Source organism: Allokutzneria sp. NRRL B-24872 (assembly GCF_002155965.1).
GTDB lineage: Bacteria > Actinomycetota > Actinomycetes > Mycobacteriales > Pseudonocardiaceae > Allokutzneria.
The window spans coordinates 1-17,733 of the sequence record NZ_MUMH01000137.1 but is presented as its reverse complement, the minus strand read 5'-3'; the positions used below and the strand labels follow the sequence as shown (position 1 = coordinate 17,733).

The following is a 17,733-nucleotide window of genomic DNA, read 5'->3' as shown; positions in this document are numbered from 1 at the left end:
GAGCAGGTGGAGTCCGGGACCGTTCGCATCGACTCCGACTTCGTCGCTGAGCACCTCAACCGGCAGTTCGACGAGGAGGTCCAGCAGGAGCTGCTCGCCATCGCTCCGGAGGAGCTCGCCACCGCGCTGCGCGCGGCGGGCATCGGCGAGTACGAGATCGAGGGTGCGGTCAACCGCCTGCTGGAGCTGCAGAGCGAGGGGCAGATCACCGGCGAGGAGTGGGGCCGGGTCATCAGGGGCAGGGTGAACCTCTCCGAGGACTACGACCACGTGTGGGTCAAGTGGATCTCCGAGGGCTCCGCGACGGCGGAACCCGGGCTCCCGGTGAACGACGAGACCCTTCGCCAGGCCGCGCACGAGGCCGGGCTCCTCGATGAGCTGAGCAGGGTCAACGTGGTGACCGAGCACGACCGGGACACCCTGGCGTGGTTCAGGCGGGAGAACGCGCTCGGCGCCACCCCCGTCAAGGAGGGCGGGCGCACGATCTGGCTGGCGCCCGCCGCCTTCGCCGACATCGAGACCCTCATCCGGGTGCTCGCGCACGAACTGGCCCACGCCGAGCAGCTCAAGGCAGAACTCGGGCCCGGCAACACCTCCATCGACGAGCTCGAAAAGCACGCGCACGGCTGGGCCGACACCGCGCTCACCAAGGCGCGGGGCGGTGAGGCGACGTTCGCTGGCGTGAGGGACATCCCCAAGGTGCCCCCGATCCCCGGCACCGAGAACGCGTCGTTCCTGTTCCACAGGGAGGACGGGCACGGGGCTCCGGCGGACTTCAACACGGGACAGGGCATTCCGGAACCGCTGATCGACCACATCGTGGATGAGGTCAGGGCCTTCCGGAAGTCCGGTGGCCGTGCCGATGCCATCTACCCGGATAGGGACCCATCGCGCTGGCAGCAGCTGGTCCGCGCCATCAAGGCGGGCACGGCGCACGCCGACGGCGTCGACGGCGTCGACGCCCGCACCATGGACGGTTCGCTGAACGGCGCCCACTTCGCGGTCGTGGCAGAGACCTCGCAAGAGATCCAGGCCGCGGCACTCGTGCAGATCCGGGAGGAGGGCTTCGTCGTGCTCGCGGCCGGGACTCTCGGCACCGGCCCGTCTGAGGCCTACACCGCCGCGCACCACGAACTCGCGAACATCGCGTCCCGGTTGCGGTTCCCTGACGCCGACGAATCCGACGAGTCAGGCGTTCCGGTGTTCGACCTGCACGCCCGCACTCCCGAGGACACCGAGCGGCACCGGCTGCTCGGCCGCAGGATCGGCCTGCACGCCGCGACGGCGGGCATCAAGGGCGCTCACCCGGGACACAACTCGGTCTGGACCACCTCGGACGTCCGGCAGCTCTCCGCCGACGTCAACGCCGAGCTGAAGGCGGCGATCCCCAAACGGGCGGTCGAAACGATCGCCAGACAGGCCAACGACATCCACCACGCCGGCGGTGTCGCCGAGGTCGTCATGAGAGACGACAGCAGCTGGCAGGAACTGATCGGCGAGCTGGAGCGCCTGCGCACCGGCGACGAGGCCGACCGCAAGATGGCCGCCGTCCTCGGAGGCCTCAACGACGGCGTCGTGGTCGTCCGCGTGCGGGGCAAGGTGCAAGCCGTCGCCGCGGTTCAGGACCACTACGACTACCTGTTCGTCAGTGCACCCCTGCTCACCTCGACGTACGCGCCGTCGAGCGTCACCGGTGCCGCCGAGCTCGCCTTGGCGCGCCGCGTCGTCGATGAGGCGAAGAAGCCGCTGGAGAACGTGTCCGCGTACCGGGGCCTCGCGAGTTCCGTCGAGCCCGAGGACCTCCCGGCGCACGAGGCCCTGGGCCGCCGCACGGACGGGACGGGCAAGGGCCTGTTCGCTCCCTGGGCGAACTCCGTCATGTTGACGGGGGCCGCGCGTGAAATGGTCGCGAAGGTCTCGGCGCGGATGCAGGCGATCGAGGACGCCGTCACCGAGCAGGTCCAGCGCCTGCTCACGGCCGTCCCGGCCAAGGACGTCCCCGCGGAGACGGAGGAGCTGAAGCAGAAGCTGGCCGGGGAGGTCGCGAACGTCAGTCACATCGGAGACGGCACGTACGAGATCACCTTCACCGATGACAGCCAGGCGCTCTACCGACCGGCGCCCTTGCGCGACAGCACGTGGGAGAACGACGCGGCGGCCAAGGACATCGCCTACGCCCGTCTCGCGGAGGCTCTCGGCTGGAGCTACCTCGTCGGCACCACCATCCACTGGACGGACGGACCGCACGGGCCGGGTTCGGTGCTGCTGCTGGACCGCGACGCCACCAAGGCAGGCACCCCCGCGGCCTCCTACTCCCTGATCGACCTCGAACGGGCCGCGGTGCTGGACTACCTCGCAGGGGTCATGGCGAGGCCCTCCGGTCACCTGCACGTCAGCGGAACCGGACGGGCGCTGTTGCGCGGCAGCGAGGACTCCTGGCCCGGTGCCGGCCACCGCGGTCAGTCCTTCGAGGACAACCGCTCCGACGTCATCCGCGCCTGGCAGGAGACCGGTCTCCCGCTGAGTGCTGAGACCGTCGCCGCCGTCGCCGGACTCACCATGGCCCACGTGCGCCTGCTCGGCATCGGCGACACCGCCGCCGGTGACTGGCTCGTCGAGCGCATCATCGAGATCAGGAAGGCCGGCACGATCACCGGGCAAGCGTGGGCGGAGAGCACGGCTCCCGTCGATCCGCGGCACGCCACCCCTGAACGACGCGTCGAGGCGACGTTGGAGCTGGCGTCGGCGACGGAGTTGGAGCGGCGCACGGACGACGGCGAGCCGGAGCCCAACCGCGAGAAGATCAAGGCGTTCGTGGACGCGGCACCGCGCGTCCTTCCCGGCATGAGCGCCGCCGACGTCAAGGAGGCGATCGAGGAGGTCGACGACCTGTACCGGCCCAAGGTGGCCGCGTTCGTCGCTGCGGCACTCGGCCACGACGACGCGCGGAACCTGAGCTTCGGGCGACCGAACGACGACGGTGCCTATCCCGTCCTCGCACTCACACTGTCGGGCGTGCGGGAGATCGGAGTGGTCAAGCTCTACGACGCTCGGGGCGACGCGGACGCCCAAGCGAGCGACTACCTCCGCGACATGAAGGGTTACGCCGCGATCGATCAGGCGTCCCGACGCTCCGGCGTGGTCCTCGCGGTCGACGGCCCGGTCGACGTCGGCTCCCTCGATCTCGACGACCGCACCACAACGGGCATCGCGGTCTTCCCGTCCAGTACGGGATCCAGGAACGTCGCCGACCTCCTCAACGAGGTGCGCTCCGCCAAGGACGAGCAGCCACGCCAACGAGCCCTGTCCACCCTGGTCAAGGCGGCAGGACAGGTGGGTGAGCACGTCGCGACGCTGCACCGCGCGTCTGAGGACACCGAGGCGGTTCCCGAGCCGTTCTCCATCGACAGGGACCAGATGCCCTCGGGCGTGCTGGCAGTGCTGACGGACTACCCCGAGTTCCTCGAGCGCCACGGCCTCGCCGAGGGCTTCGACGCCTTCGAGGCACGGGTCATCGCCGCGGAGCTGGACCCGGAGCGGACGGACAGCGGTCGGGTCGTGCTGACCCACAACAACCTGCGCCCCCACAGCCTGCTCGTCGACGGCGACGGCAACGTGCGCTTCACCAACGTCGCGTACGTGGCGGACTCCCTGGGCGCCGGAGGTCTGCCGGTCAGGACTCCGATCGCGCCCCCCGAGGGCGAGCTCCCGGTGTACGAGCTCGTCGTCCTCACCGAGCTGGGCGACCCCTTCTACGACATCGACACGTTCGTCTCGACCCTGTACCAGGAGATGGGCGACCACTGGAGCGCGCTGACCGAGGTGCTTGAGGCCTTCGTCGCGGGCTACGAGGCCGCGTGGCCGGGCGTGTCGATCAGGCAGCGGGTCACCCACACCCTCCTGCTGCTCATGTTCCTCGATCTGGAGGACATCGCCGAGGGCGCGCAGAAGGGATACGACGGCCAGGACGCGAGAGTCACGCGGCTGCTGGACAACATCCCTTCCCTGCTCGGCCCCGACACCACGCCCCAGGGCCGCGTCGAGGCGGTGAAGAACCTTGCCCGGGCGACCGAACTGCACCCGATGGTCGACAACGTGGAGGACCCCCGCAACGCCGGGGCGATCGCGTTCTTCACCGCTGTGGCGCCGTACCTGCTGCCGGGGCTCAGCGTCGAGAACGTGGTGCGGGCGATGGAGGATCCGTCCTCGCCGCACCGCGACGCGGTCATCGGCGTGGTGGCCGAGGCGCTCGGCCGCACCGACACCGAGAACCTGGGTTTCCGGGAGGTGAGCAAGGGCATCGCCGAGGTCCGCGATCTCGGCACCGGCGAGCCGATCGCAGTGCTCAAGCTCTCCGTGAGCTGGGACCCGGCGGGGCCCCCGCAGATCGGCCGGTTCATCCGGGAGATGCGGGGCCACGCGCTCAACGAGCAGATCCCCGGTGACCCGTTCCCCCTCGTGCACCCCATCGAGGCCGGGGTGATCGGCGTCGACGGCGAACTGGCCGGTCTCATCGTCGCCTCCCTCCCCTCGGGAGCGGAGCCGGTGCTCGAGCTCGCCGAAGGCTCCCCCGCCGACCTCACCGTGCTGACTGCGGCGGGCACCACCGCAGCGGCCTCCGAACACGAAGTGGACGAGTCCGAGACCGACCTCGCGGCCGACCTGGACTCCCCAGAGGCCACGGTGTGGCGGGACGAGGACTTGCTGTCGGAGCTCTCCCCATACGGCCAGCACCGGGTCGGCCCGGAGGACGACCTGATCGGCGTGTTCGTCCCGCAAGGCGAGATGACGCTCGACCCCGCTGACCCGGACAGCGCGACCAAGCGCCTGCTCGCGGAGTGGCGGGCACTGGTCGCCATCGGCTGGCCGCACATCGGCACAGCCACAGTGGCGTGGGATGGGCCCGAGGACCCTGGTGTCGTGCTCCAGCACGTGCCGGGCTTCACGTGGGGCGTGTCATCCGCCGCTCAGCGGTCCCTGGACGGCCAGCGCGCGGCGGCGGTGCACTACCTGCTGGCCAAGACCGGTGACCACCGAGCGCATGGCGCGTGGGGCACCGACTTCGCAGGCAACCTCGTGCTGCACGGCGACGCGGACATCCTGCCGACGCGCGAACAGGTGGAGTCCGGCACGGTCGCCATCAACTCCGACTTCGTGTCGGAGCATCTCAACAAGCCGTTCGACGCACAGGTCGCGCGAGAACTGCGCGAGATGGCCCCGGACAAGCTCGCCGCCGCACTCCGATCGGCGGGTATCGGCGAGTACGAGATCCAGGGCGCGGTCGAGCGTCTGCTGGAGATGCAGCGCGAAGGCCGGATCACCGGCCAGGCGTGGGGCCGGATCATCAGGAGCAGGGTCAACCTGTCCCTGGAGTACAACCACGCCTGGGCCAAGTGGGAGTCCGAAGGCTCCGCCACAGCAGACCCCGGCCTCCCGGTCACCATGGACTCCGTCTGGGACGCCGCGGGTAAAGCCGGGCTCCTCGACAAACTGCTCGCGGTCAACGTCGTACTCGACCACGAGCAGAAGACGCTGGAGTGGTTCAGGCGAGAGAACGCCCTCGGCGCAACCCCCATTAAGGACGAGAACCACGAGATCTGGCTCGCGCCCGCCGCCTTCGCCGACATCGAGACCCTCATGCGGGTGCTCGCGCACGAACTCGCCCACGTCGAGCAACTACGCGCGGGTCACACCCCTGCCACCATCTCGGTGGACGCACTCGAGGAGCACGCCCACGCCTGGGCGGCCGTCGCTCTGGCCAGGTTGAACGGCGACCGCGAGGCGGCCTACGCCGACGCGGAAAACATCGCCTGGCAACCGCCGCGCTCCGGTACCGAGAACATGTCTTTCCTGTTCCACAAGGAGCACGGGCACGGCCATGGGGCTCCGTTCGAGCGCAACGTGGGCAGAGGTGTGCCCGACGCGGCCGTCGACCACGTGGTGAAGGACGTCAGGGAGTTCCGAGGGAAACATCAGGGCCGCGCCGAAGTGATCTGGCGCAACAGCCCGGGTTGGCAGCGGCTGTTCCACGACACCGGACGCGGCCAGCAGGCGGGTGACCGCGTCGCCACAGAGCTCCAGCAGAAACTGGGTCAAGCCAACTTCGCGATCGTGGCCACCACCCCGGGCGGCCTCCAGGCGGCAACGCTGGTGCAGGACACCCGGAGCGGTTTCATCGTGCTCGCCTCCGGTGTTCTGGCGAACGGTCTGCCGCAGGCGGACATCGCCGCGCAGCACCTGTTGGCGCAGATCGCGAAGGAACGCGGCGCACCGGTGCTCGACCGGCACGACACGCAGACCTCGCCCATCTCGCGACACCTGTTCATCGGCCGCAGGCTCGACCAGCACGCGGCGGCGGGCATCCCGTGGGCGCACGCGCACAACTCGGTGTGGACCGCGGCGGACGCGCGTGAACTCGCCGACCGAGTGGACGCCGAGCTGAACGCGGTGGTCCCGGAGGAGGCGATCGACGTGATCGCCGGCCAGGCCAACGAGGCCCACGACGCGGGCGGTGTCGCCGAGGTCATCATGAAGGGCGACAGCCGCTGGCCCGAACTGCTCCGCGACCTGGAACGCCTGAACAACGGCGACAAGGCCGACCACGACATCGCCGCTGTTCTCAACGCCAGGAACGACGGCGTCGTGGTCGTCCACGTGATGGGCCAGATCCGCGCCGTCGCCCCGGTCAACCAGGCGCACGTCCAGGCACCGAACGGCGAGTGGAAGACCTACCTGCGCGTCGGTGGACGCCTGGTCACCTCGACGTCCGCGCTGCCCGGTGCCGCCGGCGCCATCGAACTCGCGCTGGCGCGCTGCGTCATCGCCGAGGCGCAGACCCAGTCGCACGGTGAGCAGCACCTGGGCGTCGGGAGCTTCGCCGACCAGGACAACGTCCAGACGCACCGCGACATGGGCCGTCTCGTGGACGGCGCCGCCCAGTACTTGTCCGACAGCCAGCTGAACTCCGCGATGACGGTGCGCGCCGCGCACGAGATCGCCGCGAAGGTGCCAGCGCGGAGGGAGACGCTCCAGGAAGAGGCGAAGAGGGCCCCGGCTCAGCGCCCGCGCAGCACGGACGTCCCGGTCAAGGACTTGGGGACGCGGAGGCAAGAGCTGGCGCGGATGCTTGAGCGGAAGATCGAGGGCATCAGGCCCACCGGCGCCGGCACGTACGAGATCACCTTCATCGACAGCGACGACAAGGCGACCTACCGGGTGGCCGGTCCGCAGTGGGAGAACAGCGAGGCGGCCAAGGACGTCGCCTACGCCGAACTCGCCGAGATGCTCGGCTGGGGCTACCTCGTCGGCACCACCATGCAGTGGTCCGACGGGCGGTTCGGCCCAGGCTCCGTGACGCTGCTCGACGGCAAGGCCAGGCAGGCCGTCGACCTTCTGCGCGCCTACTCACCGATCGACCTCGAACGGGCCGTGGTGCTGGACTACCTCGCCGGGATCATGAGCAGGCCCGCCGAGCACCAGCAGGTCAGCGGGATCGGGCGGGCACTGCTGCGCGGCAGCAGGCAGTCCTGGCCCAGGGACGCCCATCAGGGGCTGCCCTTCACGGAGCTCCGCTCCGACATCGTCCGCGTCTGGATGGAGTCCGGCCGCTCGCTCAGCCCCGAGACCGTCGCCGCCGTCGCTCGGCTCGACGACGCTCGGGTGCGGCTGCTCGGCATCGACGACACCTCCGCCAACGACTTCCTCGGCGAGCGCATCGCCGAGATCCGGGAGACCGGCACGATCACCGGACGGGCGTGGGGCGCCACCACGGGTGAAGATGCGGGCGCGCGGCAGCCCGGAGCCAACGACGAGCAGGCAGGTGCCGCTGAGGGCCGATCACAGCAGGGCAGCCGACCGCAGTTGGGGGACGACGACCCGAACGTGGCGCCCTTCCGGCGCAATCCGGCCGGCCTCGGCTTCGACGGGCAGATCATCTTCGACATGCACAGCCCCACCGCTAGCGGACTCAGCACCGTGATCCTCACCGCGAACACGATCGACGACTACGCGAGGGAGTTCCTGAGCGGGCACCAGTGCCACCGGTTCGCCGCCGCGCTGCACCACATGACCGGGTGGGACGTCGTGACCTTCGACTCCCTCGTCGACGGCGTCTGGGTGCCGAGGCACAGCGGCGTGATGACACCCGACGGCATGGTGCTCGACATCAACGGCCTGACGGAGCCGTCAGTGCTCAAGGAGCTGGTGAGCCGCGGTCAGGGCGGGGCGTACTTGACCGAGCACCGCACCGTTTCCGTGGAACTGATGCCCGGCGACGTCCTGCTCAACAGCGACCATCTCCGCGGCGACCCGCTCTGGTGGACCTCTGAAATCCCGATGGCGATGGTCGTGGCGTTCGCGCATTTCGGCCGCAAAGTGCTGCGCGGCAACGGGATTCTGGACATCCGCCCCGTAAGCCACCCGCCGACGGAGCCCTGGCTCTCCCAGGTGAAAACACCGCTCTACCTGCAGAAGGTGCAGGAAGCCTCCGCCCGGGCGGAGGCGGCGGAGCCCGTCCCCGGCCCGGTGGAGGCGGCGGAGGCCGTGCCCCTGACGCCTCAGGCGGAGCGCGTCAGGACGACGCTGGAACTGGCACTGGCGACGGACTTGGAGCGGCGCTCGGTCGACAACGAGCCGCAGGCCAACCACGACGCCATCAGGGCGTTCGTGAACGCGGCACCGCGTGTCCTTCCCAGCATGAGCGCCGTCGATGTCAGGGCCGCGCTCAAGCAGGCTGGCCACCCGTACTGGGGTGAGGTCGCCGAGTTCGTCGCCGCGGCGCTCGGCCATGACGACGCGCGGAACCTGAGCTTCGGGATCCGGGACGACGGCTCCTACTCCGTCCAGGTCCTCGCACCGTCGGGGGTGCGGGAGATCGGAGTGGTCAAGCTCTACGACCGGGGTGACTTCAACGACGACCGGAGCGACGCGGAGACCAAAGCCGGTGATTTCCTCCGCGACATGAAGGGCCGCGCCGCGATCGACCGCGGGGCTGAGCGCTCCGGCGTGCCCGTCGCGGTCGACGGCCCGGTCGACGTCGGTTCCCTCAGTTCTCCTGATCACCGCACGGCGACGGGCATCGCGGTCTTCCCGTCCGAGGCGGGGGCCAGAACATTCACCGAACTCCTCACCAGAGCGCTGGACACCAAGGACGAGCAGTCGAGCCGGCGAGCGCTGTCGATCCTGGTCGACGCGGCCCGGCAGCTGGGTGGGCACGTCGCGACGCTGCACCGCACGTCCGAGGACACCGAGGCGGCTCCCAAGCCGTTCCGCCTCCCCAGCAACCAGATGCCCTCGGCTGTGCTCGAAGTTCTGCTGACCCACCCCGAGTTCCTCGAGCGTCACGGCCTCACCAGCGTCCTGCCCGCCCTTGAGGCACGGGTCAGCGCCGCGGAGCTGGACCCGGAGCGGGCGGACAGCGGCCGTGTGGTGCTGACCCTCAACAGGCTGCGCCCCGGCAGTCTGCTCGTCAACGCCGACGGCAACGTCCGCATCAACGGCGTCGACCTGGTCCCGGACTCGCTGGGCCCGGGCGGCGTGCCGGTCAGGACCCCGGTCGCGCCCCCCACAGGCAACCCCTCGGCGCACGATCTCGTCGTCCTCGCCGACCAGGGCGACCCCTTCTCCGACGTCGACGATCTCGTCTCGACCTTGTACCTGGAGATGCGCGACGACTGGGGTGCGCTGACCCGGGTGCTCAACGCCTTCGTCGTGGGCTACGGAGCCGATGTGCTGCTCTTGCAGCGGATCACCCACGCCCTTCTGCTGCACTCGTTCCTCGATCTGGAAGAGATCGCCGAGCGCAGGGAGGAGGGCAAGGCCATCGAGGACGAGGACGTGACCGTCGCCCGGCTGATGGGCAACATCCGTTCCCTGCTCGACGGCACCACCCCCCGAGGGCGCGTCGAGGCGGTGAAGAACCTGGCCCGGGTGACCCCGCTGCACCCGATGTCCGACAACGTGGAGGACCCCCGCAACGCCGGGGCGATCGCGTCCTTCACCGCCGAGGCACCGCACCTGCTGCCGGGGCTCAGCGTCGAGAACGTCGTGAAGGCGATGGAGGATCCGTCCTCGCCGCACCGCGACGCGGTCATCGGCGTGGTGGCGAAGGCGCTCGGCCGCGGCGACCACGCCCAGAACGTGGGGCTCCGCAAGCTGGCCGAGGGCATCGCCGCGGTCCGTGACCTCGTCACGGGTGTGACGATCGCGGTGCTCAAGCTCGCCACGAGCTGGGACCCTGCGAGGCCCCCGCAGGTCGGCCGGTTCATCCGGGAGATGCAGGGCCACGCGCTGAACCAGCAGATCCCCGGCGACCCGTTCCCCCTCGAGAACCCCATCGAGGCCGGGGTGATCGGCGTCGCCGGCGAGCTGTCCGGTCTTGTCGTCGCTCCCTTTCAGCAGGAAGCGGACGGCAGCAGCCGAGCCGAGCGAGAGCTGCGAGCGAGGCTCTCCGCCGCAGACGCCGACATCAGCATGGTCGGCAGCGGGACCTCCACTCCGTACCTCGCCACCGTCGACGACGGCTCCGCGACACCTGGCGCTGTGACGCAGGCGATCTACAAGCCGTGGGAGGACTCGGCGAGTTGGCCGCTGAGCGATGCCCTGCGCGAGATCGCCGCGTCCCGCGTGGCCGAGGAGCTGGGCTGGGCCGACCTCGTCCCCACCACCACCGACTGGACCACGCCGAGTCACGGCAGGGGCTCAGCGCAGCTGTGGCTGCCGAACGCGAGTGCTTCCGACCCGAGCCTGGACTCCTACTCGGAGCACGACCTGGCACGGGCAGCGGTCTTCGATTACGTCATCGCCAACAGTGACCGCAGTGCCGGCAACTTCCTGACCACCGAACGCGGTGGCCTCGCCCTGATCGACAACGCCTGGTCGTTCCCGTCCGTCAGGGAGATGGCACGAGGCCCGGCGGGGTCCTACATCGACGGCCGCTTCATCGACAGGGTGCGCGGCCAGGTCCTCCCCCGGTCCGTTCGCGAGGCCGTCGAGTCCGTCGACCCGCGGCAGCTCGGCCAGCGGTTGCGGGCCCTCGGCATGGGTGAGCTGGAGATCATGGGGGCGCTCAGCCGCCTCGCCGAGGTTCGCGAGCACGGCATGATCACCGGGGCGGCCTGGGGCGGTCAGCTCGGCCAGCCCGAGGTGCCTGCGATGGCGCTGCTGGCGAACCTGAGCGACAACGGGCAGCAGCCTTCGGACGCCGTCCTGCGTGCGGTGCTCACCCAGGTCGCCACTGTGGTCGGCCTCAGCGAGTCGCTGGCCGCGGTCGAGCGAATCGTCACCGTCCGGACGCCGGAGAACTCCGAGTGGATGCGCCGAGGAGGCTCGCTCAGCGCCACGCCGGTGGACGCCGCGGGCACCGAGATCTGGCTCGCGCCGGAGGCTTTCGCCACCCCGCAGACCCTGGTCAGGGCCCTGGCGCTGGCACTGACCAACGCGGAGCAGCTGCGTGCGGGCCTCACGCCCGACAACACCTCCGTCGCGCTGTTGCAACGGCACGCGAACAACGCCGCCGCGGTCGCGCTCGCCCGGCTGACCCCGGAGCGGGCTCAGCCGGAGGCGATGGCCCTTCCTCGGCCAGGCCAGGAACCGCCGGTCCCCGGCAGGCAGCTCGACGCTCCGCGGAACTCGCCGTACCGGGACTTCCTCCGGCGCGAAGACGGCATCGCCGAGAACGGCAGCAGTGCTGCGGAGCGGGACCTGCTGAACCGTCTCACCGACGTCACCACACCGCCGTTCCAGTTCCGGGGCTCCACCGCCAACATCGTCACGCTCGGGGACGACAAGATCGTCTACAAGCCGGACGAGGAAGGCGACTGGGGCAACAGCCTTCCCGCTCGGGAGGTAGCCGGCTACCGGATCGCCGAGGAACTCGGGTGGGCCGACCTCGTCCCCGTGACCGCGGAGTGGGCCGACGGCCCCGAAGGCATCGGCTCCGCCCAGCTGTGGATCGCCGACTCTCGCGTTGCCCACCGCGACATCGGCGACTACGACCTGTTCGACGTGCAGCGCGCCGCGGTCTTCGACTACGTCATCGGCAACCACGACCGCAACACCGGCAACTACCTCACGGTCAACGGCAAACTGGTCCTGATCGACAACGCCATCAGCCTGGTGGACGCCGTCCTCCGAGAAACAGGCGATCGGATGGCGTTGAAGTCCGAGTTCACGCTGCGGATGCTCAACCAGGCGCTCGACCCCCGAGTGCTGCAGGCAGTCGCGGGCGTCGACACCGAACGCTTCGCACAACGCCTGCGGGCGCTGGGCATCGAGGACGCCGAGATCGACGGCGCACTCGCCCGGCTCCAGGAGATCCGGGACAACGGCAAGATCACCGGGGAGGTCTGGGACGGCGAGATCGAACCGGGGCAGAGCACGCCCAGCCACCTTCGACCGCCGACCGCGCGGACGGACGGCGGACTTCCGCAGACCATGCAGACCGTGCGCGAGGTGGCCGAGGACGCCGGTCTCGCCGAACGGCTTGCCGCGCTGGACGACGTCGTCATCCGCAACGATTCCGAGGCGCCGACGGGCGGCTCCGTTCCCAAGAACGGGGGCGGCAAGGTGATCATGTTGTCCCCCAACGCTTTCCTGAACCAGGGCACGTTGGCCGCCGCGATCGAGGAACTGCTGGAGATCGCGGAGAGACTTCAGGTCAGCGAAGCGGAGCGGGCACTGCTGGACCGGCTCACCGACCGGTCCGAGGTCATCGACCTGGGTCGTGGCGGCACCGAGCCGCAGCTGGTGCTGCTCGAGGACGACGGGCGCGCGATCTACAAGCCGGAGCTGTCCGACCCCATCGACCTGGCGTGGGAGGACACCGGCCCGCGCCGGGAGGTCGCTGCGTCCAGGTTGGCCGAACTCTTCGGCTGGGCCCAGCTCATCCCGACGACCACCGACTGGTCAGAGGGTGTGCTCGGACGCGGCTCGGTGCAGATGTGGGTCCCCGGGGCGCTGCGCGGACACGAGGACATCAGCCGGTACGACGACGCGGACACCCAGCGCGCCGCCGTCCTGGACTACGTCATGGCGAACATGGACCGCAGCGCGGCCAACCACCTCCGCACTCCGGGCAACGAGCTGCGGCTGATCGACAACGCGTTGACGTTCCCGACCCAGGAGCAGTGGCACAACACCACGCCGACGATCATGTCCCCCTTCGTCGTCGAGCACATCGGCTTCGAACTCGACGCCGACGTGCTGGACGCGGTGCGCCAGATCTCCTTGGAGCAGTTCGAAAAGGTGCTGCTGCGGTCGCGCCTCGGCCGCTGGGAGATCGAGCAGGCCGTCGCGCGGCTGCGGGAGATCCAGGACAACGGCATGATCACCGGCGACGCGTGGGAGGGCGGCATCGCCGAGGACGCCCCCGCACAGCTGGATGTCGCCGAGGACGGCACCAGCGCGGCCGAGCGCGAACTGCGCAGCCGCCTCGAGGTGGGTTCGGACGCCGACTGGAAGGTCACCGAGGTCGGCAGCGGAAGCACGAACCCCTTGCTGGTCGCGCTCGCGGACAGCACCAAGGTGATCTACAAGGCCCTCAGCAAGTTCAAGACTTGGGCGAACGGCGACGGGCTCCGAGAGATCGCCGCCTACCGCGTCGCCGAGGAGATCGGCTGGACCGATCTCGTGCCCGTGGCCACGGAGTGGGAAGACGGTCCTTCGGGGCGTGGCTCGGCGCAGTTGTGGGTGGAGGGCACCAGCCGGTCGCTGCGTTCACACACCGGCTACTCCGAGTACGACCGGATGCGCGCCGCGGTCTTCGACTACGTCATCGGCAACATCGACCGCAACCCGTCCAACTACCTGACGAACACCGACGGCGACAACGGTCTCATCCTGATCGACCACGGCTACGCATTCCCGTCCGTCAAGGAGATGCTGCGGCACGCGGCCGGTGTCAACATCGACGGCGAGTTCGTCGGCGACCTGGTGGGTGAGCCGCTGGACGGCGACGTGCTCGACGCCGTCAACGCGGTGGACGTCGACAGGCTGGAACAGCGCTTGCGCGCCCTCGGCATGGGCGAACTCGAGATCATCGGCGCGATGGCCCGGCTCGCCGAGATCCGCGAGCACGGCATGATCACCGGCGAGGCGTGGGGCGGCGAGATCGGTGACGCCGAGGAGTCCGACGGCAGCGACGACAGCTCCTCGCCCCGGGAGATCGGGCCGCGCCCGGAGGTCGACGACGGGGCTCAGCCCGCGGACGCGGCACTGCGGGCCGTGCTGAAGCAGGTCGCCAAGCGCATCGGCATGGAAGCCGATCTGGCGGCCGTGGACCAGATCGTCTTCGTGCGCAGGGAGGACAACCTCGCGTGGATGGCGGGCGAGGGCGCCAAGGCCCACACCCCCGTCTACGCCGAGGGTGACCCGCGCAACGGCCGGGTGATCTGGATCGGCCCTGACGCTTTCGCCGACCTGGACACCCTGGCGGAGGTCCTGGCCCACGAGCTCGCGCACGCCGAGCGGCTGCGCGCGGGCGTCCGGCCCGGCAACACCTCGGTCGACCTGCTGGAGCGGCACGCCGAGAACGTGGCGGCGGTCGCCGTCGGCCGGCTGCACCCGGAACGGCCGCAGCCCTTGGTCATGTCCCCGCCGGAGATCGGTCAGGAACCACCGGTGGAGGGCAGGCGGCCGGTCACCCGGCCGGACAGCGACGCCGTGGACCACCTCTTCCACGGTGAGCACGAGCACGGCGAGCCGGAGCTGCTGCTGGGCCATCTCATGGCGATCCCCCAGGTCGTGGTCCGCGGAGCGCACGGAGCGGAGTGGATGAACGTCACCTCGGCCGAGTTCCGGCAGAGCCCGATCGTCAAGGTGATCCGTGACGACTCGAGGCTGCGGGACTACCACGAGGTGAACCACGACGTCTCCGGCAGGCACGAGGTGACGATCGGGATCAACGCCCCGCTCGACGCGGCCCAGGCGACGGTGTCGGTGGCCGAGCAACTCGCCGAGGCGCTGGTCGGGCTCTACGACAGGGCCCAGCGTCGGGTCGGCGGCGACCAGTACCCGCTGGCCGGGCGCGAGTACGCGCAGCTGGCCAAGATCAACGTGATCACGGCCCTGCTGGGGCACATCTCGGACCCCACGATCCGCACGCGGTTGGCGGACTCCGCTGACCTCGCCGTGCTCGCGCTCAGGACCAGGGTGGGCGAGGACGTGCTGGAGCGAGAGGTCGTGCTCAGGAACCTGTCCTCGGAGGCGCAGATCTTCGCCGAGCGCAGGCTCCGCGCCAGGCTCGTCAGGCTGGGCGAGGACGACCGGCTCGAGGCGGCCGAGCTCGTCATCGGTGAGGACGGGCTCGACCAGTTCGGACGCAGCGAACTCGAGCGTGAGATGCACCGCCACCTGACCGAGGACGAGCATTCGGACTGGACGCTCGGGTTGGGGTACTCCTCGGATTCGAGGATCCTCGACTTCGGCGCGGAGGACGACCGGCTGATCTACAAGGGAGTCGCCCCGGGGCTGGACTGGGCCGAGGACAAGCCGGTCCGGGAGATCGGTTCGTCCAGGGTCGCGGAGGAGATCGGCTGGACCGACCTGGTGCCGACGGCCACCGAGTGGGGCCACGGGCCACGGGGTCGCGGCTCGGCCCAGAAGTGGGTACCCGGTGCTGAGCCGGCAGGCGCACTGCCCTCAGCCGAGCACGACCTGTCCCGTCTGGACGCCGTGGACGTCGAGCGCGCCGCGGTGTTCGACTACGTGATCGCCAACACCGACCGCAACGCGACCAACTACCTGATCCGCTACGGCCGGCTGTTCCTCATCGATCACGAAAGGGCGTTCCCGGACGCCGCGAAGGTGCGCGAGCGCCGGGCGTTCATCGACTCGCCCTTCACGAAGGCACTGCTCAACAAGACGCTCAGCGCGGAAACCCTGCGTGCCCTGCGCCAGGTGGACCTCGGGCGGCTGACGGACCGCCTGCGCGGGGCGGGCATGCGGGAGGAGGAGATCCAGGGGGCGCTCGACCGCCTGGTGGAGGTCAGGAACCACGGCAGGATCACCGGTGCCGCCTGGGTGGGTGGGTTCGACGACCCGTTCGAGCAGGAGGCGCGGGAACTCGAGGCGAAGCAGCTCACCGAGCTCACCTCGGAAGACCTGCGGGCCGCCCAGTGGCGGTTCGGCAGTTCGGACGCCGGACCTCCGGTCGATCTCACCGAACCGGCCACCGCGACGCGGGACACCGCGGCGGAGGTCGAGCAGGAGCAGGGAGACCCGTTCACCGAGACCGTCCACACCGGACAGGATCTGCGTGAGCGCTTCTCCGGTGACCGGGCGGAGATGACCTTCTGGCGGGTCGGCACCGGCTCGACCCAGCCGATGCTGGTCCGGGTCGAGGAACTCGACGCCCAGGCCGTCTACAAGCCGCTGAGGCGGAACACGTCGTGGGCGGAGTCCGGAGCGGTCCGGGAGATCGCCACCTCTCAGCTGGCCGAGGCGTTGACCTGGACCGACATGGTCGCACCGACGATTGACTGGGAAGGCCCGGAAGGCTGGGGCTCCCTGCAGCGCTGGCACACCGGTGCTCGCCCCGGACACCAGGACCCGAGCCAGTACACGGCGCTGGACCAGCAGCGGGCCGCCGTCTTCGACTACGTGATCGCCAACCCCGACCGGGGCACGGAGAACTACCTGACCGGCCCGGACGGGCAGCTGCTGCTGGTCGATCACGAGCAGGCGTTCCCCCTGGACAGGCACCGCGGTCTGCACATCCACGGGCGGTTCATCTCGGCGTGGCTCGGCAAGCAGCTCGACGCCTCGGTACTGGAGGCGGTGCGCTCGGTCGACACCGCCACGCTCACCGCGCGGTTCCGGCAGGCCGGGTTGGGCGGGGACGAGATCACCGCCGCGCTCGCCCGGCTCCAGGAGATCGTGGACACCGGGATGATCACCGGTACGGCCACGGACCGGACGATCGGCGGGGTGGAGCACGCCTACGACGTCTTGGCCGTGCTCTCGCCGATGCCCACCCCCGACACCGCGACGGCCACTCCCGTGACAGCCGCTCCTGTGCCGGAGGTTCCGACGACCAGCGCGCCCGCGACGGCGGTTGAAGCACCGGTACCGACGCAGGCACCGGCGGAGACCGTCTCCGCTCCCCCTGCCGCTCCCATGGCCAGGGCGACAGAGACGACCGGACCGGTCGCGCCCGCGCCGCACACTCGGGCCGTCGACGCACCCGTTCCGTCGGACGCGATCAACAAGATCACCACGCAGACCGTGGAGTTCTTCCGTCAGCGGCAAGGCGCGGTGCACGTGGTCGAGCGCGGCACCGAGCGCTGGGACTGGATGGAACAGCAGCTCAGGTCGACTCCCAACACCGACCAGCTGGCCCACCGCCTGCTGCAGGACCTGCAACGGTCCCACTTCGTCGTGGTCGCCCACGACCACGGTGTGATCAGGGCGGCCTCGACCGTCTCGGTCGTCGACAGCGAGTTGATCGTCCGGACGGGCGGCAGGCTGGGCGCGGGCACAGAGCTCGCGGAGACCGCGATGCACTTCGTGCTCGCCGATGTCGCGCAGGATCGCGGAATCGGCGTGTTCGGCTGGGCCGAGACCTCCGACGGCATTTACCAGAGTGAGATCGGACGGCGGCTGGGCACCGCGGCGCTGGAGGCTGACCCGCAGTACCAGCGACTGGTGGCGGAGCACGGAGAGCACGGAGCCTACGCCGCGCTCAAGCGCAACCACCCGAACCGGCCCACCCCGACGTCGGTGTGGACCGCGGCGGAC

Annotated in this window: 1 pseudogene (only partly in view); it reads left to right on the top strand. The window is 70.1% G+C overall.

The annotated features are described in order from the left end of the window. A pseudogene (locus tag CCN37_RS30705) lies at positions 1 to 17,733 on the top strand (hypothetical protein); its annotated part reaches 60,888 nt to the left of the window's first position; the annotation flags it as partial.